Annotated in this window: 19 protein-coding genes; 10 read left to right on the top strand and 9 right to left on the bottom strand. The window is 54.3% G+C overall.

Going from position 1 to position 24,691, the window contains the following annotated elements; all coding sequences use genetic code 11:
* Window positions 1-56: 56 nt before the first annotated feature.
* Complete coding sequence (locus tag G461_RS0105880) at window positions 57-845, bottom strand: ABC transporter permease (protein ID WP_026971137.1); 789 nt, start codon at window positions 843-845, stop codon at window positions 57-59.
* Between the two features lie 36 nt (window positions 846-881).
* Window positions 882-1,430 carry a sugar O-acetyltransferase gene (locus tag G461_RS0105875; protein WP_026958389.1) on the bottom strand — a complete coding sequence of 183 codons (549 nt, stop codon included), beginning with the start codon at window positions 1,428-1,430 and terminating at the stop codon, window positions 882-884.
* 485 nt (window positions 1,431-1,915) lie between these two features.
* On the opposite strand from G461_RS0105875, the gene ilvG reads away from it, so the two are divergent.
* From ilvG to G461_RS0105840, 7 genes are all read left to right on the top strand, one after another.
* Window positions 1,916-3,568, top strand: coding sequence for an acetolactate synthase 2 catalytic subunit (gene ilvG / locus G461_RS0105870; protein ID WP_026971136.1), 1,653 nt, complete (start codon window positions 1,916-1,918; stop codon window positions 3,566-3,568).
* Window positions 3,568-3,831, top strand: a complete 264-nt coding sequence (ilvM, locus tag G461_RS0105865) for an acetolactate synthase 2 small subunit (RefSeq protein ID WP_026958391.1) — start codon at window positions 3,568-3,570, stop codon at window positions 3,829-3,831. The genes ilvG and ilvM overlap by 1 nt, the downstream gene beginning before the upstream one ends.
* A gap of 32 nt (window positions 3,832-3,863) precedes the next feature.
* A complete protein-coding gene (ilvD, locus tag G461_RS0105860; protein WP_026971135.1) occupies window positions 3,864-5,708 on the top strand; it encodes a dihydroxy-acid dehydratase in 1,845 nt (614 codons plus the stop codon).
* 150 nt (window positions 5,709-5,858) lie between these two features.
* Entirely contained in the window at window positions 5,859-7,391 is a 1,533-nt protein-coding gene (gene ilvA, locus G461_RS0105855; protein ID WP_026971134.1) for a threonine ammonia-lyase, biosynthetic, read from the top strand.
* Between the two features lie 3 nt (window positions 7,392-7,394).
* A complete protein-coding gene (locus G461_RS0105850) occupies window positions 7,395-8,165 on the top strand; it encodes an aminoglycoside phosphotransferase family protein (RefSeq protein ID WP_026971133.1) in 771 nt (256 codons plus the stop codon).
* A 174-nt stretch (window positions 8,166-8,339) separates the two neighbouring features.
* Window positions 8,340-8,633 (top strand): helix-turn-helix domain-containing protein, encoded by a 294-nt coding sequence (locus G461_RS0105845; protein ID WP_026971132.1) that lies wholly within the window; start codon window positions 8,340-8,342, stop codon window positions 8,631-8,633.
* Between the two features lie 81 nt (window positions 8,634-8,714).
* On the top strand, window positions 8,715-9,539 hold the full coding sequence (locus G461_RS0105840; RefSeq protein ID WP_026971131.1) for a DUF5718 family protein: 825 nt from the start codon (window positions 8,715-8,717) through the stop codon (window positions 9,537-9,539).
* A gap of 73 nt (window positions 9,540-9,612) precedes the next feature.
* Here G461_RS0105840 and G461_RS0105835 read toward each other — a convergent pair whose 3' ends face one another.
* From G461_RS0105835 to G461_RS0105825, 3 genes are read right to left on the bottom strand one after another with little or no spacing between them, the layout of a single operon-like run.
* Window positions 9,613-12,681 (bottom strand): efflux RND transporter permease subunit, encoded by a 3,069-nt coding sequence (locus G461_RS0105835; RefSeq protein ID WP_026971130.1) that lies wholly within the window; start codon window positions 12,679-12,681, stop codon window positions 9,613-9,615.
* Window positions 12,678-13,745 carry an efflux RND transporter periplasmic adaptor subunit gene (locus G461_RS0105830; protein WP_026971129.1) on the bottom strand — a complete coding sequence of 356 codons (1,068 nt, stop codon included), beginning with the start codon at window positions 13,743-13,745 and terminating at the stop codon, window positions 12,678-12,680. The genes G461_RS0105835 and G461_RS0105830 overlap by 4 nt, the downstream gene beginning before the upstream one ends.
* Entirely contained in the window at window positions 13,745-14,827 is a 1,083-nt protein-coding gene (locus tag G461_RS0105825; protein ID WP_169727233.1) for an efflux RND transporter periplasmic adaptor subunit, read from the bottom strand. Before G461_RS0105825 ends, G461_RS0105830 begins: the two co-directional genes overlap by 1 nt.
* Before the next feature lie 195 nt (window positions 14,828-15,022).
* Here G461_RS0105825 and G461_RS0105820 point away from each other — a divergent pair, with 195 nt between their 5' ends.
* Window positions 15,023-15,718: a TetR/AcrR family transcriptional regulator gene (locus tag G461_RS0105820; protein ID WP_035479491.1), complete on the top strand. Its 696-nt coding sequence runs from the start codon at window positions 15,023-15,025 to the stop codon at window positions 15,716-15,718.
* A gap of 61 nt (window positions 15,719-15,779) precedes the next feature.
* Here G461_RS0105820 and G461_RS0105815 read toward each other — a convergent pair whose 3' ends face one another.
* From G461_RS0105815 to G461_RS0105805, 3 genes are all read right to left on the bottom strand, one after another.
* Window positions 15,780-16,808 (bottom strand): LacI family DNA-binding transcriptional regulator, encoded by a 1,029-nt coding sequence (locus G461_RS0105815; protein ID WP_035479490.1) that lies wholly within the window; start codon window positions 16,806-16,808, stop codon window positions 15,780-15,782.
* A gap of 333 nt (window positions 16,809-17,141) precedes the next feature.
* Window positions 17,142-19,016: a choice-of-anchor I family protein gene (locus tag G461_RS0105810; RefSeq protein ID WP_026971125.1), complete on the bottom strand. Its 1,875-nt coding sequence runs from the start codon at window positions 19,014-19,016 to the stop codon at window positions 17,142-17,144.
* A 113-nt stretch (window positions 19,017-19,129) separates the two neighbouring features.
* Window positions 19,130-20,167, bottom strand: coding sequence for an acyltransferase (locus G461_RS0105805; protein ID WP_026971124.1), 1,038 nt, complete (start codon window positions 20,165-20,167; stop codon window positions 19,130-19,132).
* A 450-nt stretch (window positions 20,168-20,617) separates the two neighbouring features.
* Here G461_RS0105805 and G461_RS0105800 point away from each other — a divergent pair, with 450 nt between their 5' ends.
* On the top strand, window positions 20,618-22,234 hold the full coding sequence (locus tag G461_RS0105800) for an AbgT family transporter (RefSeq protein ID WP_026971123.1): 1,617 nt from the start codon (window positions 20,618-20,620) through the stop codon (window positions 22,232-22,234).
* A gap of 42 nt (window positions 22,235-22,276) precedes the next feature.
* On the opposite strand, the gene G461_RS0105795 is transcribed toward G461_RS0105800, so the two are convergent.
* On the bottom strand, window positions 22,277-23,176 hold the full coding sequence (locus G461_RS0105795) for a LysR family transcriptional regulator (protein WP_026971122.1): 900 nt from the start codon (window positions 23,174-23,176) through the stop codon (window positions 22,277-22,279).
* A gap of 88 nt (window positions 23,177-23,264) precedes the next feature.
* On the opposite strand from G461_RS0105795, the gene G461_RS0105790 reads away from it, so the two are divergent.
* The gene (locus G461_RS0105790; protein ID WP_026971121.1) at window positions 23,265-24,635 is read left to right on the top strand and encodes an MATE family efflux transporter; all 1,371 of its coding nucleotides are present in this window, start codon (window positions 23,265-23,267) and stop codon (window positions 24,633-24,635) included.
* Window positions 24,636-24,691 lie beyond the last annotated feature (56 nt).

The raw sequence follows: 24,691 nt of genomic DNA, 5'->3' as shown, positions 1-24,691 counted from the left end.
GTTGGGTGCATCCATCGAGAGAAATGGCTATTTTCAATCAGATTGATAGGGAAGTCTTAGGCGTCGCGCTGTACTAGCAAGCGGCCGCTGTCGTTAAGCAGGCTACGTACGCTCAAGCTCAAGCAAACTGCCACCGACACGAACAACATGACAAAGATCGCTAGCATAATCACTAGCTGGTATTTGATGGCGAGCAGTGGCGAGGTGCCGCCAAGGATCTGTCCGGTCATCATGCCCGGCAGGGTAACCAAACCGGTTGCGCTCATCGAGGCTAAGATCGGCGCAAACGACTGACGCATCGCCGCTTGCACAAAGGGGAAACAGGCATAGCCGGGAGAGGCTCCCAACGAGAGTGCACCGTGGTACTCCAGCTCACGCTGCTCAAAAGCGCCGAACAGGTGTTGTAGCGCGACGATGTTGGCGCTGAGGCTATTGCCCAGCAGCATTCCCGCCAGTGGGATCAAATACTGGGCATGGTGCCAAGGAGAAGGTTGCAGCAAACCGAACAGCATCAGCCCGACTAGCGGCAAAACGCCCAGACTCAAGCCACAAAACACCGGCACACTCACTCGCCAACTGCGCAACTTTGCCTTACGGCTGATGGCGCGGCTACCGACCACCAACATCACGGCTAGCCATGCAAGGTTGACCCACACACTATTTAGCTCAAACAAGAACTCGAGATAGAGGCCAACCAGCGCCAGTTGCACTATCATTCGCGCGATGGAAACGGCGCTTTCAGCCAGAAGGCCTAACTTAAACGCCCGATCGATCCCCACTGGAATCAACAGGATCAGGGAGAAAAGCGCTAGCTGTCCCCAGCCTATCTCGATAATATCTTGCAACAGTGTCTCACTTGTTAATTGGGTGCCAGCCACGCGCTAGTCGCAGGCTTTAATCACCTTAGCGGGCACGCCACCAACCACCATGCCAGCTGGTACATCGCGGCTAACCACCGCACCAGCGGCTATGACCGCATCATCGCCAATGGTAACGCCCGGTAATATTTGCGCGCCCATACCTATCCATACCCGATCGCCAATGGTGATCGCCTTGGCATACTCCCAGCCTTCGGTACGTTCTCGCGCATTCAGTGGATGGGTTGCCGTGGAGATTTGTACACCCGGGGCCAATAGCACGTCATCGCCAATCTTCACCTCGGCGCAATCGAGGATGATACAACCATGGTTGGCATAGAAGTTCTTGCCGGTCACGATGTTGTAACCGTAATCGCAGTAAAACGGCGCTTCAATCCAGGGGTCGAGGCTGTTGGGTAGCAGGTCGGCAAGTACGTCTGAACGCAGGTCTTCATCCGGTGGCATCTGGTTGAACTCGTAGCACAGCATCTTGGCCTGCTTGCGCTCTTCGACCAACTCACCATCAAAGGCCTGATAGGCCTCACCACTTAACATTTTTTCTTTTTCAGTCATCGCATGCTCACTTCATTTGGGCTTCGCCCAGTATTGCAAAGCCACAGCGCGTCACAAAGCATCCAGCGCACAAGCCACCAAGAAACCGGTTAATTTCAAATTAATTTCGATAGTGAATTCTACGGGTTTTACAGTAATTTCTTCGGCATCAAGGCCAGACCGCACCCTTTTATACTGTATAAGAAAAATTCAGCAATCACTTTGACTGCTCATTGTTTATTATTCGCTCCATCAGCAGAACTTTCCGCAACATTCTCCCCCTTGCCTCGAATAAATCACTGTGATACTTGTTATGGCAGATTGATTAAGGGATCTTCGATGTTTACAACTGCAGCCGTCATTCTAGTGCTAGTCCTGGTGGTCATTATTGACTCACGCGGGGGAGCCTTGCTGCAAGCATAAAAGCATCGAGCAAAGATTACCCCCGCACCGCAAGGTCCGGGGGTTTTTCGTTTTTTAGGACAAGAGTTTAGGGATCAAAGAATATGAACGGCGCACAGATCATTGTTGAGGCACTCAGGCAGCAAGGTGTGACTCAGGTGTTTGGCTATCCGGGGGGGGCCATCATGCCCTTGTACGACGCCTTATACGATGGCGGAGTCGAGCACCTGCTATGCCGTCATGAACAAGGTGCCGCCATGGCCGCGGTGGGCTATGCGCGAGCCAGCAAATCAGCTGCCCCGGGCGTATGTATCGCTACCTCCGGCCCCGGTGCCACCAACTTAGTCACCGGCCTGGCCGAAGCCATGCTCGATTCGATCCCGCTAGTTGCCATTACCGGGCAAGTGGCCCAAGACGCCATCGGCACCGATGCCTTTCAAGAAGTCGATGTACTGGGCATGTCTCTCTCAGTCACCAAACATAGCTTCTTGGTCAATGACCCGGCAGAGCTCAAACACACCATCGCCAAGGCCTTTGATATCGCCACCTCAGGTCGCCCCGGCCCGGTTTTGATTGACGTACCTAAGAATATCCAGCTGGCGGAGATCCTGGAATCTCACCCCTATTTAGCCAGTGCGCCTGACTTTGCCATCCCCAGCCAAGAGCTACTCGATAGCGCCCGCCAGTTGCTACTGGGCGCTCATAAGCCAATGGCCTACATCGGTGGCGGCGTAGGCATGGCCGATGCCGTTAACGAGCTGCGCGAATTCTTAGCGGTGACCGGTATGCCCAGTGTCACCACCCTTAAAGGCATTGGTGCCGTGTCTTCCGACAGCCCCTCCCACCTGGGCATGTTGGGCATGCACGGCACCAAAGCCGCCAACCTCAGTGTTCAAGAATGTGACCTATTGCTGGTGATCGGCGCCCGCTTTGATGATCGGGTAACCGGCAAGCTGGATGAGTTCGCCCCCCACGCCAAGGTTATCCACCTCGACATCGACGCCAGTGAGTTTGGCAAACGCCGCGCGCCGGATGTTAGCCTGTCCAGCCCGCTGAAAACCACCCTGCCACTGCTGGCCACCGAGTTGGCCATTGGCCCTTGGCGCGAACACACCGCAGCGCTTAAGCAACAGAATGCTTGGCGCTACGACCACCCAGGGGATGCGATCTACGCACCGCTGCTACTTAAGCAACTGAGCGACAGCCTGAATCAGGACTCGGTAGTCACCTGCGATGTAGGCCAGCACCAGATGTGGGTAGCCCAGCACATGGAATTCGATGCCCCAGAGAATCACCTAAGCAGCGCAGGACTTGGCACCATGGGCTTTGGCTTGCCGGCAGCGGTCGGTGCGCAGTTTGCCCGCCCCGACGATACCGTGGTGTGCGTCTCCGGCGACGGCTCTTTTATGATGAATGTGCAGGAGCTCACCTCCATCAAGCGTGCCCGCCTACCGCTTAAAATGGTGCTGTTGGATAACAATCGCTTGGGTATGGTGCGTCAGTGGCAGTCGCTGTTCTTCGATGGCCGCCACAGCGAAACCATCCTCGACGACAACCCCGATTTCGTGGCGATGGCCGCCGCCTTTAACATTCCCGGCGAAACCATTGTCAAAAAAGAACAAGTAGCGCCAGCACTGAAGCGAATGCTCAGCGCCGATGGCCCCTATTTATTACACGTACTCATTGATGCCGAAGAAAACGTCTGGCCGCTGGTGCCACCTAACGCGGCAAATCACAACATGTTGGAGCAATGCTAATGGAATACAGTCTCTCGCTCACCGCCCGCGGACAGGACGAATTATTTGAACGGGTACTTCGCGTAACACGTCACCGGGGTTTTCGAGTACAATCCATGGAACTCAGCCAACACGGCAGTGGCTATGAGCAACAACAACATATCGCTCTGCGGGTGAGCAGTGAACGGCCGATTCACTTGCTGCGTTCTCAGCTGGAAAAGCTGGTCGACGTGCAACAGGTCGAACTCAACGCTACCCACAGCGCAGCCTCGGCGAAGGCGTAGACGGAACAAACACAGCTTAATGGAGAAAGGCAATGCCTAAACTGCGAAGTGCAACCACCACTGAAGGACGCAATATGGCGGGCGCCCGAGCGCTCTGGCGTGCCACTGGCACCAAAGAGGGCGACTTCGGCAAACCGATCATTGCGGTGGTGAACTCATTTACCCAATTCGTGCCCGGCCACGTGCACCTCAAAGATCTCGGCCAACTGGTCGCTCGCTCGATTGAAGAAGCCGGCGGCGTAGCCAAGGAATTCAACACCATCGCAGTGGATGACGGCATTGCCATGGGCCACGGCGGCATGCTCTACAGCCTGCCTTCGCGTGATTTGATTGCCGACTCGGTCGAGTACATGGTCAACGCCCACTGCGCCGACGCCATGGTGTGTATCTCCAACTGTGACAAGATCACCCCGGGAATGCTGATGGCGGCTATGCGTCTGAACATCCCAGCCATCTTCGTTTCGGGCGGCCCTATGGAAGCGGGCAAAACCAAGCTAAGCGACCAAATCATCAAGCTCGACTTGGTAGACGCCATGGTGATGGGCGCCGACAAGAACGTCAGCGATGAAGACAGCGAAGCAGTAGAGCGCAGCGCCTGCCCAACCTGTGGTTCGTGCTCGGGCATGTTTACCGCCAACTCGATGAACTGTTTGACCGAAGCGCTTGGCCTGAGCCAGCCGGGTAACGGTTCACTGCTGGCCACCCACGCCGACCGTGAGAAGCTATTTAAAACCGCCGGTAGCCGCATCGTTGATCTGTGTAAGCGTTACTACGAGCAGGACGACGAGAGCGTACTGCCGCGCGCCATCGCCAGCTTCGAAGCCTTCGAAAATGCCATGACGCTGGATATCGCTATGGGCGGTTCCACCAATACCGTGTTGCACCTGTTGGCTGCGGCTCAAGAAGCTGGAGTCGACTACAACATGGACCACATGGACGAGCTGAGCCGCCGAGTTCCTCAGCTATGTAAAGTGGCCCCGTCCACCAACCTCTATCATATGGAAGACGTGCACCGCGCCGGTGGCATCATGGGTATCCTTGGCGAGCTGGATCGCGCCGGTAAACTCAACCGCAACGTGACCAACGTACTGGGTGAAACCCTGGCCGATACCCTAGCCAAGTACGACATCATGCAAACCCAAGATGAAGCAGTGAAAGAGTTCTACCGCGCCGGCCCTGCCGGTATTCGTACCACCCAAGCCTTCAGCCAAGACTGCCGTTGGGACACCTTGGATGATGACCGCGCAGGCGGCTGTATCCGCTCCTATGAGAATGCCTTTAGCGAAGAGGGTGGTCTGGCGGTATTGAGCGGTAATCTGGCTGCCGATGGCTGTATCGTAAAAACCGCCGGTGTGGACGATGAGAACCTGGTGTTCAAAGGCCCAGCGCGCATCTTCGAGAGCCAAGACGACGCGGTAGCAGGCATCCTCGATGGCAGCGTACAAGCCGGTGAAGTGGTGCTGATCCGCTATGAAGGCCCGAAAGGTGGCCCGGGTATGCAAGAGATGCTCTACCCCACCTCTTACCTGAAATCCATGGGACTGGGCAAGAAATGTGCGCTGATCACCGACGGCCGCTTCTCTGGCGGTACCTCGGGTCTGTCGATTGGTCATATCTCACCGGAAGCGGCCAGCGGCGGCACCGTAGCCTTGGTGGAGAACGGCGATATCATCGATATCGATATCCCGAAACGTCGCATTGAGCTACTGGTCGATGACGCGGTACTGGCCGAGCGCCGTAGCGCAATGGAAGCACGTGGCGAGAAAGCCTGGCAGCCGGTCAATCGCGTACGCGAGGTAAGTACTTCGCTAAAAATGTACGCCCACTTCGCCACCAGCGCCGACAAAGGTGCGGTGCGCGATAAGAGCAAACTGTAAAGCGCGTAGCTAAACAAGGGCAGACTTCGGTCTGCCCTTTGTGTCTAAAGCGTAAAAAATGTGTACCGTGCAATACCCGGTTTTGGAGTAACGATGTCCCAAGCACAGAATCCCGAACAGCCAGAGCAAGCTGCCGCCAAGCTATCACCCATGTGTCCCAGCAGTGCTGATTATCTGCGGCGTATTCTGCTGTCTCCGGTGTATGAAGTAGCCCGAGTAACGCCGCTGCAAAATATGTCCAAGCTCTCGGCCAGACTCGGCAACCAGGTATTACTCAAGCGTGAAGATCAGCAGATCGTGCACTCTTTCAAGCTACGTGGCGCCTACAACAAACTGGCGCAACTTAGCGAGATGCAAAAGCAGCGAGGGGTGATTGCGGCATCGGCCGGTAACCATGCCCAAGGCGTCGCCATCTCCGCTAAACAGCTGGGTATCAAAGCCGTTATCGTCATGCCCACCACCACCCCCGATATCAAGGTCAGCTCGGTACGCGCCCATGGCGCTGAAGTGATCCTGCATGGCGACAGCTTCGATGAGGCCAGCGGCCACAGTCAGCAACTGAGTGAGCTACACGGCTACACCCGTATTCCACCGTTTGATGATGTGGATGTGATTGCCGGGCAAGGCACCATCGGCAAAGAGCTGCTGGAACAAGATGCCCACCTAGATGCGGTATTTGTGCCAGTGGGTGGCGGTGGCATTGCCGCTGGCGTGGCGGTGTATATCAAGCAGCTGATGCCTCATGTGAAGGTTATCGGGGTAGAAGCGGAAGATTCTGCCTGTTTAAAAGCGGCGTTGGAAGCGGGCAAGCCCACGCCACTGGAGCGGGTTGGCCTGTTCGCCGATGGCGTTGCGGTGAAGCTGATTGGCTCGGAGACCTTCCGCTTGTGTCAGCGCTATCTCGATGGCGTTATCACAGTGAACTCCGATCAGATCTGCGCTGCGCTCAAAGACATCTTTGAAGATACCCGCGCCATTGCCGAGCCCTCCGGCGCGCTGGCATTGGCGGGCTTAAAAGCCTACGCAAGTGAGCACAAACTTACCGACAAACGCCTGGCCTGCATCCTCTCTGGCGCCAATGTTAACTTTCACAACCTACGCTATGTGTCTGAGCGAACCGAGATCGGCGAGCAGAAAGAAGCAGTACTGGCGGTCACCATTCCTGAGCGCCAAGGGGCCTATCTGGAGTTTGTGCAGCACTTGGGGGGCCGCGCCATCACCGAGTTTAACTACCGCTATGCCGACAACAGCCGCGCCAATATCTTTGTCGGCATCCGCTTTGCCGATCGCGCCCAAGAGCTGCCACCGCTGTTAGATCGGCTACGCGAGCATGACTATGTGGTGGCCGATCTCAGCGATGACGAACTGGCCAAGCAGCATGTGCGCTATATGGTGGGAGGTCGCCCAGCCAAGCCGCTACAAGAGAAGCTGTTTAGCTTTGAGTTTCCCGAGCACCCCGGTGCGCTGCTTAAGTTTCTGCGCACCCTGGGCAATCGCTGGAACATCACGTTGTTCCACTACCGCAACCATGGCGCAGCCTACGGCCGGGTGATGGCCGGTTTTGAGGTGGATGACCAGCAGATTGCCGATTTCGATCGCCACCTTAGCCAGCTAGGCTTTGCCTACCGCGATGAGAGCAGCAACCCGGCTTATCAGTTTTTCTTGGCGCACCCACAAGGCTAGCTATTGGAAGTACTCAAACAAGGCAGCGGCCGCGAGATTATCAAGCAAGGCGATGCGGTGCGTCGTCCGCTGCAGCCTTGGTCGCATTCGGTGCACCGCGTGTTGGCCCATCTGCACCAACACGGCTTTCGCCACTGCCCACGCCTGCTCGCCACCGATGAACAGTTCGAGCAACTGAGTTTTATTGAAGGAGAAAGCTACGATTACCCGCTGCAGGGGTCAATAGCCAGTGAGTCAGCACTTACCTCGGCAGCACGAATGCTGCGCAAACTGCACGATTGCAGCGCCTTATTTATCGAGCAAACCGCCACTCAGAAGATGCCATGGATGCTCGCGCCTAGAGCACCTGCGGAGGTGATCTGCCATGGCGACTTTGCGCCCTACAATGTGGCACTACAAGGTGACCTGGTTGTCGGCGTGTTCGACTTCGACTGCGCCCACCCCGGCCCGCGCTTGTGGGATGTCGCCTACGCGGTGTATTGCTGGGCACCGTTTAAAACCAAAGCTGATGACAAGCTCGGAGGACTCGAGCAACAAGCGCAGCGAGCGAAACTATTCTGCGATGCCTACGGCCTGGCTAATCACCAGCGCAAGCTGTTAGTCAACGAGATGATCGAACGCTTGAATGCCTTAGTGGGATTTATGCAAAGCCAAGCCAAACGCGGAGACCAGCAGTTTCAAAGCAATCTCGATGATGGCCATCACCTGGCTTATCTGGCAGATATCGAATACCTCCAAACCCATCGCGATTTTATCTATCGCGCACTAGTCTGAGCATAGACAGAATTTGTAATTGCAAAACAATCGGTTAATGGCGCTTTAAAGGTTATAGATATTAGTAACGATGTTAAATTTTTGTGCCCTTACTCATAAAACCGCACTGTAACGCCTCCAAGATTGGCTAAATTTTGGTAGATTTGCAGCACTGTATGCTGCGAATGTGCATGGATGAACGAAGCAAGTAAAACCAAGACCTCCTATTACCGACGCCTACTGGTCGCTCGCCTGATCGAACAGGGACACAACACCGTGCCTGCAATTATGGCTGCCACTGGGATGCCACGGCGCACCGCGCAGGACACCATCAAAGCCTTGGCGGATCTAGATGTGAAGGTCCGCTTCGTCGGTGCTAACAAAAACGGCTACTATCAGGTGGACGACTGGGGGGCGATTAACGCCACTTGGATCGATGAAAAACTCCCTGAAATCCAACAAGTTCTCGGGTACGTCAGCCATCATTGAGCTTTCCTGCTCTGTGCTCTTTGTCTAACAAAGCGCTTCTGCTAGGATTAGCGGCTTAATTTTCAACAATCCGAGTGAATTATGCCGTACAAACACGTGATTGGCTTCGGTGTGGCGGGCAACTTTGCAGGCCACCTGGAGCAAGCTGGCGAAGCGAAAGACTTCCTGCAGGTAGAAGTCCAAGAAGCGATCCAACCTAAAGCGATCTTCCCGTTCTACGTACCCAGCGAGGAAGCTGGCTTTCTGGCGACCTACCCGCTGTGTGACAGCGCCATCGTGCCGCCAAACGATGCCGACAACCTGCAGATCGAGCCTGAAGTCGCGCTGCTGTGCGATATCGAGTACCAAGGCGAGCAAGTGATTGCCCTGCACCCACGAAAGTTTGCTGCGTACAACGACTGCTCGATCCGCAAGCCAAACGCCAAGAAGATCAGTGAGAAGAAGAACTGGGGCAGCCAGACCAAAGGCATCTCGGCGCAACTTCATAAACTGGACCACCTGCAAGCCGGCGGCACCCTAGATAGCTACCGCATCGCCAGCTTCCACAAGCGTGATGGCAAACTAGCTCGCTACGGTGAAGACAGCCCAGTGGTTGGCTACAGCTACTTCCACCAGCGCCTGCTCGATTGGATTGTTGATCGCATGAACAACCAGCAAGACGTTGGCCCAACCGAGAACATCGCGGCGTTGATGGCCAAAGCTGAGCACCCAGAGCAAGCGCTGATCAGCATCGGCGCCACCCGCTACACCGAGTATGGTGAGACCAACTTCCTGCAATCAGGCGATACCAGCATCGTGGTAGTTTACGACGGTGAGCAGTACAGCCAAGATCAAGTATTGGAAATGGCCGAAGCGGAACGCTTTGCCGACGCCGGTATCTCTGCCTTGGTCCAGCAAGTGCAGTAAGCCCGCTGGGAACTAAGTCTCAGATAGCAAAAAGGCGAGCATTGAGCTCGCCTTTTTTCGTTGCTATGACCGCTTAAGCATCGGCGCTAGCGGGTACCTTATGCATCAATGCGTATAGCACCGGCACCACAATCAAGGTCAATACGGTAGCAAAGCCTAGACCGAACATAATGGTCACCGCCATCGAGCCGAAGAACGGGTCGGCAAACAGCGGAATCATCCCCAAGATGGTGGTGGCTGCCGCCATACTCACCGGCCTCACCCTACTAATGGCACTGTCGTATACCGCCGAGTAAGGATGCTTGCCCGAGTCCAGCTCCACGTTGATCTGATCCATCAATACGATACCATTTTTCAGGATCATCCCGGTCAGACTCAGCAGACCCAGCAGTGCGGTAAAGCTGAAGGCCGAGTCGGTCACCAACAAGCCGACTACCACACCAATCACCGATAGCGGCACCGTCGCCCAAATCACCAAAGGCTTACGGATGGCGTTAAACAGGAACACCGTAATGATGAACATGAACAGATAGCCCATCGGCAACGAGGCAAACAGTGCACTCTGCGCGTCATTGGTTGACTCGTATTCACCGCCCCATTCCAGCTCATAGCCTGGCTGGAAATCGATAGCTTCAATCTCTGGGCGCACCCTGGCAAACAGCGACGCTGCGGTTTCGTTACCCAAGATGTCATGATCGGCCATCACAGTCAGGGTACGCTTACGATCTTGGCGCTGAATCAGCGGCTCGGTCCACACCAAGTCAACCTTGTCCACCACTTGCTCGATGGGTACATAACGCTGTACCACAGGGCTCCAGATCTTGAGGTTTTGCACGGTCGAGAAGTCGACCCGCTCCTCTTCTGGAAGACGCGCCACAATCGGCAACATCTCGGTACCGTCGCGGAACAAGCCGATCGACTGACCACTGAAGGCGAACTGCAAGCTCTGCGATAGCTCGGCTTTAGAGATACCCAGTCGGCGAGCCTGGGACTCATTAAACACCGGCTGCAACTCCTTGGTACGGTCACGCCAGTCGTGGCGAATATTACGCGCACCAGGGTCGGCTGCCAGGATGTCTTCAACCTCTGAGGCCAAACTGCGTAACACTTGCGGATCTGGGCCAATCAAACGCGCTTCAATCTTCGACGAAGGCGAGGGGCCAATCTCAAGAAAACGTAGCTGGAACGTCGACTGAGGGAAGTTGGCGGCTAAGCCTCCCTCCAGATCGCGCATCATTTGCAGCATTTCGCCACGCGAGCTGACCCGAACCTGGAGCTGAGCAAAGCCGGCATAACTCTTCTCCGGAGAATACGTCAATGCAAAGCGTTGGATCCCTTGACCGGTACTTGAACTGACAAACTCAACGCGTTCATCTTCAAGGATAAACCCTTCAACATCTTGAACTTGCTGATAGGTGGTACGGATATCCGTTCCTTCAGGCATCCACAAATCAATGAAGAAGATCGGCGTATTGGAAGGCGGGAAGAAGGTATTCTTTACCATGCCAAATCCGACCAACGAAGCGAACAACATCGCCACCATGGCAATCACCGTCAACCAGCGGAAACGCAAGCAAAAACGCAGCATGCCGCCAAACACCACGAACAACAGGCCTTTGTAAGGGTCCTCTTCTGGCTCGTCTTCAGCGCCACCGACTTGGTCTTTTGGCAGTAACATCTCACACAAGAAGGGAGTCAGAGTAATCGCGGTGATCCAGCTAAGGAACAAAGAGAAACACAGCACCCAAAACAGCGAGCCCATAAACTCACCGGTAGCATCAGATGACAGACCGATTGGCGCGAAAGCGGCAATTGCAATCACCGTTGCACCCAGTAGTGGCCACTTGGTCTGCTGTACGATATCCACCGCGGCCTGCACTTTGGTACGCCCGCGCTTCATGCCAACGAGAATACCCTCAACCACCACAATAGCGTTATCGACCAGCATCCCTAGTGCGATGATCAAGGCACCCAATGAGATCCGTTGCAGCTCAATGTCGTAGACACTCATCAAGATGAATGCGCCGAGCACGGTCAGTAACAGCACCGCACCGATAATCAGCCCGCTGCGCATCCCCATAGTGAACAGCAACACCACGATCACGATGCCTACCGCTTGAGCAAGGCTCATCACAAAGCCATTTACCGACTTTTCTACCTCTTCACCTTGGTTGTAGAAGGTGTTGATCTCAACACCGGCGGGCTTGATGCCATCGAGCTCAGCCAAGCGCTGGGTAACCGCCTTGCCGACATCGACCACGTTCACCCCCGAGGCAAAGGAGATCGCTAAATTAAGCGCAGGCGCCCCATCGAAGTTGATCAAGTTACTCGGTACTTCCACCAAGCCACGGGTCACCGTTGCCACATCTTTTAGGCGGATCAGATTACCGGTATCGCTACCGTGAATAATCAGGTTTTCCAGGGTTTCAACCGAGTTCAGCTCACCATTAGGACGCAGCGCCAGTCGCTCACCATTGATGGTCATGTAGCCCGCTTGTTCCACACTGTTCTGTTGGTTCAGCAAGCCTGCAACCACGGAAAAATCCAGGTTAAGCGCGGCTAGACGTTGCAGCGAGGTTTCCACATACAGCAGCTCTTGCTGCTCACCGGCCACACTGACCTTACCGACACCGTCGACCAACTCCAACTCACGCACCAGCTGGTCAACGTAGCGACGCAGCTCGACCATGCTGTAGTTCTCGCCCGAGACCATCAGCATCACACCAAACACATCACCGAAGTCGTCCATCACCTGCACCGGATTGACGCCCGGCGGCAGACTAGGCTCAAGGTCGTTGACCTTACGGCGTAGCTCGTCCCAAATCTGTGGCAGCTCATCTGGCCCGTAGGTCATCTGCATGCTCACCATAATCTGGGTCATCCCCGCCGACGAGGTGGAAGTGATCTTGTCGATATACGGCAGCTGACGAATCGCCTTCTCAAGTGGGTAGGTTAGCTCTTCTTCCACTTCTTGGGTGGTAGCACCGGGGTAGGTGGCAATCACCATGGCATCTTTTAGCGTAAAGGCAGGGTCTTCCAAACGGCCCAGCTCGAAGAACGACAGCGAGCCGCCCACCGCTAAGATCACTAAGAACAGCCAGGAAATGACTTTGTTTCGAATTGAGTATTCTGCAATGGTCACTGGGCTTGCTCCTGTGTTTCAACTACCACTGGCATATTGGATCGTAGGCGACTGAGGCTGCTGGTAATTAGTTGGTCGCCTTCACTGAGACCTTGGGTGACCAAAGCGCCTTGATTCACTACTTCACCAATCTCAACTTGCACCTGTTGTGCCTGGCCATCAACCACCTTCCAAGCGTAAAACTCACCCGGCGCACTGCCCGGCTGCAAGGCCGTTAGCGGAGCCAGATAGCCCACTTCTGAGCTAAGGCCGGCTGCGGCCATATCCACCAATACCTGTACTTCAGTGCCCGGCAGCACTGGCGGAGTGATTTGCGGCATTGCCAACCACATCTCAAAGCTCTGACTGGCTTGTGCCGGCTCTGCGCTGTGCTTGTAGTAACGCACCGGGAAGCTTTGTTGGAGGTTGCCAAAGGTTGCTGAAGGCTGATAGTTGGTCTCGGGGGCATCTGGGTCGATCTGTGCCATCACCGAGTTCGGCAGCTGCAGACGCACATGCACTTGCTGATGCTGATACAGGCTTAACACCGTTTCACCGGGCGAGGTGCTCTCGAAGGCCTCTTTCGGCACCTCGGCAATCTCACCACTAAACGGAGCATACAGTTTTGAGTAACCCAGTTGCGCCTGTGCCAGCTTGTAATTCACCTCGGTCAGGCTCTTGTTTGCCTTAAGCTCATCAAACTCTGCAGGTGACAGTAGCTTTTGCTGAACTAGCCCTTGGGCCCGACTCAGCTGACGCGATGCCAGCTCGAACTGCGCCTTGCTATCGGCCAGTTGTTGACTCAGGGTGCGATTGTCTAGCTCAGCCAGTAGCTGACCTTTTTCGACGATGTCTCCGGCGCGCACCAAGATGCGGCTGATCTCGCCTTCTAAGCGAAACGCCAGTGGCGTTAGCTCGGCGGCTTCGGTCACCCCGTTAAACTGACGATATTGCGAGCTTTCCACTGCGCCCACTTGCACGGTCGAGACTTGCAGGGTCGGTAGACCTTCAGGAAGACCGCCACGCTCACAACCGACAATACTCAACACCGCCATTACGATGCTTGCTTGTTGCCATTTACGCATTAGATGCCTCCCTCACGCACCAGTGGACGAACCCGCTGACCCGGCTTAAGTTGGTTTGCTCCAACCTGAACAATCTGCTCACCAGCCTTCAGCCCGCCCAGTACTTCACCATTCTCATCCAAGGTCACAATCACTTCGTTGACCACTTTGACAACGGGATCGTACTGAAAAACAGTCACCTGCTGACCGTCACGGCGCACAATCGAGCCTGTCGGCAGACGCCAGTTGCTTTTGTACTCCTCACCACGTACTGACACGCTGGCCGCCATGCCCGGCAAGAAGTTCAGATGCTCAGGTCGGTCAACTGACAAGGTGATGTTGTAGGAGTTGGTATCAGGATCCGGCTGGGTGGAGATCTCTTCAAACTCAGCAGCCAGCTCAGTACCGGCAAAGTTCGCTACTGTCACCCAATAGGACGCGTCGCGCAGGCTCTCTACCGGTAAACGTTTAGTCACACTCACCGGCAAGCTGAAGTTGATATCAAAGACATCGCGCCCCACCACGGCTAACACCGGTTGATTGGCCCCAACAAACTGATGCTGCTTAGCAAAGCTGAGCGACACCACCCCGTCAAACGGCGCAGTAATCTTGGTGTAGCTTAGCTGGGTTTTGGCTTTTTCCAGATTCGCTTCGGCCGCGGTAAAGCTGGTGCGGGCTTGATCGTACATGTCCTCACTGACCAAGCGTCGCTCTGACAACTGTTTGGCCCGGGCAAGCTGGGCCTTGGCCAAATCATACTCGGCCTGGCGCGCTTCCAGCGATAACTGGTAATCGTTGGGGTCAAGGTTGGCTATCTGCTCGCCCTGCGACACATTTTGGCCCATTCTTACCGGCAGCGATTGGATCTCGCCCGGCACCTGAAAGGCCAGCTGGGCACGGTCGTTGGCTTCAACCTGCGCCACAAAGTGAAAGCTGTCGCTGGTCAATGTGTCTGGAACCTTCATCAGCTTGACCGGTGTCACGGCTGATACCGGTGCTTCCGTTTCTGAATATGCATTCTTGCCAAACAGCATGCAGGCAGAAACGAGCGATACCAAGCCGACACCAGCCAGGCTCATCATTCGTTTAGATAGGTGTAACATGGGGCAATACCGCTCCGTCATGGGGGGCTGAGTTAGCCAGCCGGGTTGTTCAAGCGTATACTATACAGGCGTGCAGTATATTTGATGACCGTGGTACCATCAAGATATACTTTCCAATTGTACAGTATGTTTTGTTGACATCATCAAATTATAGTTTGTCGCCACAATTTGGCGTCATGGTGTGAGGGGAAGAAGGTGAAAAAGGTCGGTCGACAGAGCGCCGCCAATGCGGAGCAAACCCGAGGAACTATCCTGCGGGAGGCCCTCAACCTGTTTAGTGAGCAGGGCTATAGCGCAGTCTCATTGCGCGCCATTGGTGAACGTGCGGGCGTTTCCCATAGCCTGTTGCGCCACCACTTTGGCAGCAAACTCAACATCTGGAAACAGGTGAGTGACAACATGCATGAGCATTTTCGCGACTATATCTACCACATCCTCGATGATATCGATGCGCAACTTCCCGCTCCAGAGCGCTTGTATCAGTTGCTGATTCGGATGGTGGCAGGTTTGTTGTCAGATCCACGCCCGCTGCAACTACTTAAGGATGCGGTTAGCCAAGAAGGAGAGATGCTCGATCACCTGTTTAACGACGATCAGCGGATCCATGAGCAGATGGAGTCATTGTTTATCGATACCCAGAAACTGGGATTGTTGACAGAGTTTCAGCTGAAAGAACTCAAGTGGATGATGATTAGCTGGGCCCACGCCGCCACAAGCTTAACCCCACTGTTAGAAGACAGCGTTGGTAAGACGGGCGATCAAGCTCAGTTGCGCCACTGGCAGATATTTGCGTCGGTACTTGCTTTGAAGTTTGGCTTGAGTGAGCAACACATTCCCAAGATTAATGATCTGGAAGATCTCGCCGTTGATTGCCCCTGTCCTTACGACTGAGCGCGATATGGCAGAAAGTAAAAAGGGGCAGATAACGCCCCTTGGTTTTTTTGGGTATAGCTTAACTGGGCTGAATCACCCGGGTCGATTCGCGCACGATCAACTCGATCGGCGGGATCCGATAATCAAATTCACCACCGCTCAACATCGATAGCATCGCTTGTGCAACGGCAGCGCCCGTTTGCAGTAGCGGCTGACGAATAGTGGTGAGTGGCGGTACGAAATAGCGGGATACATCCAAGTCATCGAAGCCAATCACCGAGATGTTCTCTGGTACCTTAAGCTTGCGTCTGTGCAGAGCTTGAACCACACCGTAGGCACTTTGATCATTGGCGGCAAACACCGCAGAGAAGCGTAGCTTCTTATCTAAAAACTGCAGCATCGCTTTTTCTGATGCCGCCGAGTTGAACTCGCCATAGATAACAAACTCATCCCGATAGGGAATACCGGCATCGCGCAGGGCTTTCTTGTAACCTTCCAGGCGCTGCTGCGCGTCGTGGTGGGCCACCATGCCCATCATGTGGATAATCTGACGGTGCCCTTGCTGGATCAAGTGGTTGGTGGCCATATAGGCGCCGACGCTGTTCTCCAGCTTAATGGCATGCAGCTGTTCACCTTGTACCAGTTGGCCCAGGCTCACCACCGGAATCGGCCCTGAGAACTCGCGGAACTGGTTGGGGTTGAGGCTGCCATTGACCACGATGATCCCATCAACGCCATGCTTGCTGAGGATCCCCATGGAGTGGTATTCGGTTTTGTTGTCCCAATGACCTGAGATAATCAGTGCCGAATAGCCCTTGGCATTTAGCTCACGCTCGATACCTAACACCACCTCGTTGGAGTAGGGGCTGTCGGCGTCTTGCACTAACAGGCCGACCGTCATGCTGCGGCCACCTCTGCCATCACTATTGCTGTATTGCGGCTTGTAGGACAGCTCGGCAATCGCCTTCTCGATACGGACCCGTTTCGCCTCAGAGATAAAGGTGGTGCGGTTCAAAAACCGTGAAACGGTACTGGCCGATACCTCGGCCAACTTGGCTACATCGTAAATAGTAGGACGTAGCTTTTTCTTATCAGTCACAGTCGTCATAGGTTTGATAGCGTTCTATTAGAATTATACTGTGCGGGCATGCTTTCAGTTTGTTACCGCTCATTTAGTGAGCTATTGCTTCGGTTTGCATCACTGTTTGGTGAAACCCTATCCGGGCAAGGTAAGCTGTAGGCCCAACACACGTGAAAACAGTTTCAAATGTACCGCAGCCTTACACAGAGCGGGATGAGAAAATGTCTGACCTCAGACAATAGTCAGGTTTTTAGCAACTTCATGAAACTGTTTCATGGGGATTCTGCCAATCGTTGCAAAAAAGTGGGATATAGATCTCATTGAGTCCTGGGTAGCTAACGCTACCCAGGAAATAGTGGCTTATTGAAGGTTCAAGCGGTACACCGAGGTGGTGCCAGAGACTTCATTGCCTACCGCAATAAAGTGCTGACCAAGACGGCTAAAGTAGGCAATCGACTCAGGGCCAAGGTCGCCCGCTGCAGGGTTGTACTGGTCGTTATCACACTCTCCGTCGTCATCCACTTCGCTGCACACCGGCTCAGCAAAGTTACGGTTGTTGTGGAAGTCCAGGTAGCGCGGAATGCTTGGGTCACTCAGGTCGTACACCGCCACACCGCCTTGACGCTCCAAGCCAATAAAGGCGATGGGCTTCTCGGCAATCATCGCGATAGTCACCGCTTCTGGCTCAATCCCCTTGTCGTCGCTGCGATCATCGCTCACCTGGCTGTCATTGCTGGCATTCCAGTGCTGCTCGGTATTGGCCATGGTCGATAGCTGGTCGCCGCTGTCAAACACCTGCTCACCATCAAGGCGGAAGATACTGAACGAGCGCGCGCCAAAGGTGATCACGTCTTGGTCGGCGGCAATGGTCTTGTCATCGGCAACCACCTTGATGCGACCGATGGCTTTCTTGCTGCCAATGATGCCTTTTTTGCCATAGCGGCTCTCATCCATCAACGGATGGGCAGGGTCTACCTTAAGTTTGTAGGCACGGGTCTCATCGGTATACGAGATACAATCATCGAGCGCTTCACGGTAGGCTTGAGCGTCTTCGTCTTCACCGCCGCTCTGGTACTCATCGCCATCCCATTTGAACCCAGCCTGCTCGCAGTGCATTTGGGTGGTTTCGAACACGTATTCACGGCCATCACCCTCGTTCGCGGTCACCACATAGCGTTCACCGTCAACGCTAAAGCTGGCGATAGCATCGGGCATGTAGTAGCCGACAAGCTGCGGGTAGCTCGCGCGATGGAACTTGCCATCTTTGTTGGTCACGTCGAGCTGATAGCCTTGGCCGCCGTCAGCCACTGGCGCCCAGCTCTTGGTGCCCAGACCGAAGATGCCATCGACCGAGGCGCTGGCAATATCGACCACCGCGATTGCGTTGTTTTCCTGCAAGCTGATCACGGCTTTCTTGCCATCGTCTGTTAGGGCGACGTACTCAGGCTCCAGGTCTTGAGCAACGCTGGCGCCATGGGGGCGCGGCGTACGCGCGCCATTTAGCTCACCGGCACGTTCACCGTCATCGTTAAAATCATGGAAGTTAATCTGGGTGACGCTGGCACTGTCTGAGGTGATACCGCTGGCCAGATCAATCAAGGTCACGCTGCCTTCTGGGTCAACCAGATAGTCGTCGCTTGGCTCACCCTCGTTGGCCACCACTAGGTAACGGCTATCCTCGCTCATGGTTACCATGTCGGGCAGCGCCCCAGCCGGGAAGGTTGCCAACAAGCTCAGATCATCCGAGCGATACAGGGCGATAATCCCGTCCAGTTGCTTCACCTTGTTTTCAATGGCCACCGCTACCAAGCCGTTTTTCGCCACCACACTGTTGGCAGCTCCGATCTTCACGCCGGCCATCTCAGCGGCTTTCTCTAAGTCCAGACGCGCACTGAAGTCAGGGGCACCTTGTGCGTCGAAGCTCAGTACATCCACACTTTTATCTTCGGCATTCACCACGTACAGCTGATCGCTGCAGCCATCGTAGCTGACGATTTCCGCAGATGAGGTATCAAAGTCATTGCTCGATATGTGGCGTCCCACCAGCTCAAGCTTAAGCGAGCTAAACTCTGCGGTGGCCGCGCGCTCGACGCTGGCGCATTGGATCCCCAGCTCAGCAAGCTGGGCTTCGATCCCGGTGGGCCCAGCCGATTCGCTGGCGGTATGGGTTGCACAAGCAACCACAGAGAGATTAAAGGCGCCAAGCAGGGCCAGGCGGGCAGAGCGAGCCATCATGATTCACATCCTTGTGTGTTTAGCGTTGAGTTGACTCGCCTAGACTAGATAGTGCTATTTACATTTTTATGACAACCAGAGCTATCGCTTTAATTTTGTTAAATTTTAATAACCTACGCAGTTTGGCGGGTAACCAATAGTTGCAGAGGCGTCAGCTTGATTCCACGCACCCACAGCCACGAAATTACGCAGGTCAATGGCGTGATCAGCACATCTCGCAGCAGCGGAGAAAACTGGAGCATGCCGGCCAGATTAAACAGATAGATAAGCACCAGCATATGACACAGGTAGATGCCCAGCACATCTTCACTGCTTAGTTTAAATGGCAGGCGCTTATCGGTATCCGGCAGGCCGATCAGCAGCATAAACAGCCCCATGCCCCACAGCGGGGTACCGAACAAGAAGTCATGACTGATAAAATCCACCTCGAAGTGGCTGAGCGCCAGCCCCTCAAAGATATGGATGTTCATGCCAATCAGCATCATCGCCATTGCCGTATAGGGTGACAGTTGCCAGTGACGGCGACGCGCCTCAAAGCCGAGCGCGAACACCAACCAAGAAAAGAACGGGCCATTGCGCGTGGTGATACCCAGATCGATACCGCTGAGTGATTGATAGCTGCCGGCCAGTAAGCCGAGTAGATACAGCGCCAAGGACATAGGCAATAGCCACCGCAGCCATCCTCGGTTAACCAGCAACACGGTTAAGCCAAGCGCGCACAGCAGCCCCGGGATGTACCAAAGGTGCACCATACCGCCCTCCAGCAAACTGTCTAGCGGCGCGCTGGCCAAGTGTCGCCAGTAGTTGCTTCGTTCGACCAAGTAGCCCTCGCTACCAAGCGTTTTTAGGTTAAACGGCAATAACAGATAAAGCAGCGTCCACAGCCCCCACATCCTGAGCAAGGGTCGGCTATAGCTGCGCAAGGTGATTGCGGTACTTTGTACTAACCTTGGTTGAATCAGATAACCGGCGATCACAAAAAACAGCGGTACCGCAAAGCGCGCCAGCTGATTCATCAGCATGCCGATCCACGGCTGCTGGTTAATCAGCAAGCTACTCATAAAGGGCTTGGTGTGAATGATGACTACGGCCAGCAACGCAATTGCGCGCGCCCAGTCGAGGCGATGATTATGGTGTGGGCTTTGGGGCATAGAAACTCAGTTGTTAACCTTTTCAGTAGCAGGCCAGGTCGCAGTTTAAGCTGTAGAAATAAAAAAATGTTATCAGATAACATGAAAAATATTAATGCGAAAAACTCTTGCCTTGCGCGGATAAATGCGAGTAATAGACCGCAGTGATCCCACGTATTATGCACGATCAACCCAATAAACATCGACTGTTAGTTTGCGCGGCAACTCACGAATTCGACGTATTAAAAACGACAGATAGATTACATTTGTTTATTTGCCAGTCAGCCCGCGCTGATACTAAAGCAGGGTTTGTGGCAAAATGACGCCAGATTTATTCACTGCCTTTGCGCGGTTTAGTAAAACTTTTGGACTGTCTACTCTCAAGGAAGCAGAGAAAAGACAAAGATAAAGCTAGGGATGGCGGTTAAATACCAAATAAATGCAACAACTTAGGGATAACCAGAGGTACCTATGACTTCAACCACCGCCAGCGACGCTGCCCAACCTAAGGGTGGGATCGCACGCTTCCTAGACACGATTGAACGTGTTGGTAACAAATTGCCAGATCCAGCCATGCTGTTTTTGGGACTGCTATTTGTTGTCGGCATCTTCTCCATGATCATGGCTCAGTTCAGCTTTGCTGAGATTGACCCGCGCAGTGGCGAAACTATCGTTATCAACAACCTGCTTAGCGCCGATTGGTTGGTCAAGCTGATGACCGATATGGTTAAAATCTTCACCGGCTTCGCACCGCTAGGTGTGGTACTGGTGGCGGTACTGGGTGTAGGTGTTGCTGAGCGCTCCGGCTTTATTAACGCCGCGCTAAAAGCGATGCTGAAGTTCACTCCGAAGAAAATGATTACCCCAGCAGTGGTACTGATTGGTGTTATCTCGAGTGTTGCGACTGACGCCGGTTACGTTGTGGTGATTCCACTAGCAGGCGTTATCTTCCACGCAGTAGGTCGTCACCCAATCGCTGGTATCACCGCGGCCTTTGCTGGTGTATCGGGCGGTTTCTGTGCCAACTTCATTCCTTCAGGTCTGGACCCACTGCTACAGAGCTTCACCGAGAGCTCAGCTCAGCTATACAACGCCGACATGAAGATCAACCCGCTGAACAACTGGTTCTTCGCATCGGCCTCTTGTCTGCCTATCGTTGCCACCATTTGGTACATCACCGACAAAATCGTTGAGCCACGTCTGCGCAAGAACGCACCGCTGGCTGATGACCTAGAGATCGACAACGATCTGCAAACCACCTCAAGCCGCGAAAGCTTCGCGTTCCGTGTTGCTGGCTGCATCATGCTTGCCCTGATCGGTGCCTTGGTTGCTATCGCTTGGCCACACGAGTCAGTACTGCGTGCACCAGCCGAGTTGGTTGAAGTGGTACTGCCAAGCGGCGAGATCGTGTTCGAAGAAGTTCGCTCACTGACCAGCTTCGCTGCGCCGATGATGCAGATCATCGTACCGCTTATCTTCATCTTCTTCGTCATTCCGGGTGTTGTGTTTGGTTACCTGAACGGTAGCTTCAAGAACTCCAACGACGTCGTTGCCGCGATGTCTAAGACCATGGAAACCATGGGCCACTACATCGTTATGGCGTTCTTCTGCTCGCTGTTTGTATGGGCCTTCGGTCAGTCAAACATCGGCGTATTGATGGCGATGAAAGGTGCCAACTTCCTGGAAGCGGTTGGCATGCCAGCACCAGCCACCATTGTGGGCATGATTATTCTGGTTGTTCTAGTGAACCTGTTCGTAGGTTCAGCCTCTGCCAAATGGGCGCTGATTTCGCCAGTACTGGTACCGATGCTGATGCAGATGAACATCTCTCCAGACTTGGTACAAGCGGCTTACCGTGTAGGTGATTCAAGCTCGAACATCATCACCCCGCTGATGCCTTACTTCCCACTGGTAGTGGTGTACTGTCAGAAGTACGCGAAGAACGCCGGTATCGGTACCCTGGTTGCGACCATGCTGCCTTACTCGATTGCGCTAGCCATCTTCTGGACCCTGTTCCTACTGGGTTACTGGGCACTAGGCTTCCCTCTGGGTCTGGGCGCCAGCTACGTATACCCGCCAGCGCTGTAAACCGCAGCACTGTCAGCAAAAAGGCCACATTTGTGGCCTTTTTTAGTTGTCGCGATTAAACAGCTTAGCGGCGTGTTGATAAAACCAATCTATCGCCGGCCCTTTGCCACGATCACGCCTTTTTACCAAAGCAACTTCCGTCAGCATACTTGTGCCAAGGCTATCTGCTGGAATGCGCTGCATTTCTGCCTGGTACCATTCAGACTCGGCCAGATGCTCTGGCACGATAGCCCAGCCTAAGCCTGCTACTACCAACTCAATGATCGAGTAATAACTATCGATAAACCAATGGTCACTAGATACAATCTGTTCGCCCGATTTCCCCTGCTGATCACAGATAAGCAACTGCCGATAGGCTTGCAAGTGCTCTAAGTTTATTTTTTCTACCCGTGCAAGCGAATGTGATTTCGCCACAATCAGACATTGGCGAAACTGTGATAATAAGCTGTACTGCAAACTGTCCTGTTCGTCTTTTGCATATAATCTCTTCGGGTAAAACGTTAGGCCCAGATCAGCCTCCCGCCGGCTTACCCATTGGGTAATATCAGACTGACTGCCATTGATCAGCGTAAGTTTGAGGCGTGGAAACTGACTAGCAAAGTCTTGAAAAAACTCCCGCTGCAGCGTGATCATCATTGACTCATCAACGGCCAGTTGCAGGCTAATTTCACTGCCTTGAGAAAACTCCCCAGCTCGGGCTTGCAATCGCTGACTTTGATTAAGCAACAGCCGCGCATCTTCCAGCAACTCGGCCCCCGCATGGGTTAGCACCGGTAACCGCCGGGAGCGATCAAACAAGTCCACCCCCAGATCGAGCTCAAGATTGGCCACTGCGGTACTAACCCGTGATTGCGCCTTGCCAAGGTGGCGGGCGGCGGCAGAGAACGAGCCCTTGTCGGCGGCAGCGACAAAGGCGCGAACTTGTTCCAGATCCCAGTTCATGACTCATCCATCCGTTTAACGGATACATAATAACTTTATTCCATCTCAATTATGCCGATAATGCCCGGATGATGACAGAGGTAAACCCATGAAAGACACATCCCCCATCCAAACCAGCGTAGCCCGCACCTTCTGGCGCTATGCGATTCCTTCGGTCATGGCCATGCTGATCAGCGGGCTGTATCAGATTATCGATGGGATTTTTGTCGGTCAGTTTATCGGAATGAAAGGCCTGGCGGGGATCAACCTGGCATGGCCACTGATCTGTGTGATTATCGGAGTTGGCCTATTGGTTGGTATGGGTGCGGGCAGCCTGCAGTCCATCGCCCGTGGTGAGCAGGACGAGCAAAAAGCCCGTCAGGTACTCTCCACCGGTTTGATCCTCTCACTGCTCTACTCACTGGCCTGCACCGTGTTGCTATGGCTGTTTGGTGACTCACTGCTGCAACTGCAAGGCGCACAGGGCGATGTGCTGGTGCATGCCCAAGATTACATCCAAGTGTTTATCTGGGCCGCTGGTATTGCCGTGGTCTCCGCAGCCCTGCCGCTGCTGGTGCGCAACGATGACAGCCCGAATATCTCCACCGCCTTGATTGGCCTGGGCGCGGTACTCAATATCTTGCTCGACTATCTGTTTATTGGAGTATTCGACTGGGGGCTGCGCGGTGCGGCGTTGGCCACCACCGCCGCTCAGGGCGTTGTCTGTGTGCTGGGGATTGGCTACTTCTTTAGCCGGTATGCCAAGTTGCGCCTGCACTGGAACACACTCTCTTTTGACTTTAGCCAAGCAATCAAGCTCACCGGCTTGGGTGCCTCTAGCCTGCTGATGTACTGCTACTTTGGCTTTATTATCGCCCTGCACAACGCCATGTTTATGCAAGTGGGCGATACCGTTGATGTCGGCGCCTTTGCCATCGTCGGCTATCTAGCCACCCTCTACTACCTGTTTAGTCAGGGGATCGCCAGCGGCCTGCAGCCACCGGTCAGCTACTACTTTGGCGCAGGCCAGTACCCGCGGATCAGCCAGACCTTTAACCTGGCCTTGGCCACCATCATTATTAGCGGACTAGCCTTCACGCTCGTGCTGAACCTCTTCCCCGAGCAAGCCATCGGCTTGTTTGTCGATGACGATCCACAACTGCTGGCAGCGAGTATCCCGGGGATCCGTATTCATATTTTGGGCCTGGCCCTAGACGGCTTTATCTTCCTCGCCTCGGTCTACTATATGGCGGTCAACAAAGGACGTCAGGCCACCATGATATCGATCAGCAATATGATGGCGCAGATCCCGCTGCTGTTATTGCTGCCCCGTGTATTGGGTGTCGCCGGGGTATGGATGACCGTACCGCTGTCCAACTTGCTGCTGGGAATGGTGATCGCCTATTTCTTGCTTAAAGAAGTCCGACGCTTTCGCCAAACGCCGACCGAGCAAACGCTACTCGTCAGCAATGCCGCCTAAAAACACTGGGCGCTCGTTTCACTCTTCAGTAATATCAGTACTTTAAGCTTTCTGCC

The sequence above is a fragment of the Aliagarivorans marinus DSM 23064 genome (assembly GCF_000429485.1).
GTDB lineage: Bacteria > Pseudomonadota > Gammaproteobacteria > Enterobacterales > Celerinatantimonadaceae > Aliagarivorans > Aliagarivorans marinus.
This window is presented reverse-complemented; position numbering and strand designations above follow the sequence as displayed.

Excerpts from the sequence above, each read along its gene's own strand:
- G461_RS0105790 (WP_026971121.1), top strand. The coding sequence starts at position 23,265 with ATGAAAGACACATCCCCCATCCAAACCAGCGTAGCCCGCACCTTCTGG.
- G461_RS0105805 (WP_026971124.1), bottom strand. The coding sequence starts at position 20,167 with ATGCCCCAAAGCCCACACCATAATCATCGCCTCGACTGGGCGCGCGCA.
- G461_RS0105875 (WP_026958389.1), bottom strand. The coding sequence starts at position 1,430 with ATGACTGAAAAAGAAAAAATGTTAAGTGGTGAGGCCTATCAGGCCTTT.
- G461_RS0105795 (WP_026971122.1), bottom strand. The coding sequence starts at position 23,176 with ATGAACTGGGATCTGGAACAAGTTCGCGCCTTTGTCGCTGCCGCCGAC.
- G461_RS0105845 (WP_026971132.1), top strand. The coding sequence starts at position 8,340 with ATGAACGAAGCAAGTAAAACCAAGACCTCCTATTACCGACGCCTACTG.
- ilvD (WP_026971135.1), top strand. The coding sequence starts at position 3,864 with ATGCCTAAACTGCGAAGTGCAACCACCACTGAAGGACGCAATATGGCG.
- G461_RS0105815 (WP_035479490.1), bottom strand. The coding sequence starts at position 16,808 with ATGACGACTGTGACTGATAAGAAAAAGCTACGTCCTACTATTTACGAT.
- ilvA (WP_026971134.1), top strand. The coding sequence starts at position 5,859 with ATGTGTCCCAGCAGTGCTGATTATCTGCGGCGTATTCTGCTGTCTCCG.
- ilvM (WP_026958391.1), top strand. The coding sequence starts at position 3,568 with ATGGAATACAGTCTCTCGCTCACCGCCCGCGGACAGGACGAATTATTT.
- G461_RS0105830 (WP_026971129.1), bottom strand. The coding sequence starts at position 13,745 with ATGCGTAAATGGCAACAAGCAAGCATCGTAATGGCGGTGTTGAGTATT.
- G461_RS0105800 (WP_026971123.1), top strand. The coding sequence starts at position 20,618 with ATGACTTCAACCACCGCCAGCGACGCTGCCCAACCTAAGGGTGGGATC.
- G461_RS0105840 (WP_026971131.1), top strand. The coding sequence starts at position 8,715 with ATGCCGTACAAACACGTGATTGGCTTCGGTGTGGCGGGCAACTTTGCA.
- G461_RS0105825 (WP_169727233.1), bottom strand. The coding sequence starts at position 14,827 with ATGTTACACCTATCTAAACGAATGATGAGCCTGGCTGGTGTCGGCTTG.
- G461_RS0105810 (WP_026971125.1), bottom strand. The coding sequence starts at position 19,016 with ATGATGGCTCGCTCTGCCCGCCTGGCCCTGCTTGGCGCCTTTAATCTC.
- ilvG (WP_026971136.1), top strand. The coding sequence starts at position 1,916 with ATGAACGGCGCACAGATCATTGTTGAGGCACTCAGGCAGCAAGGTGTG.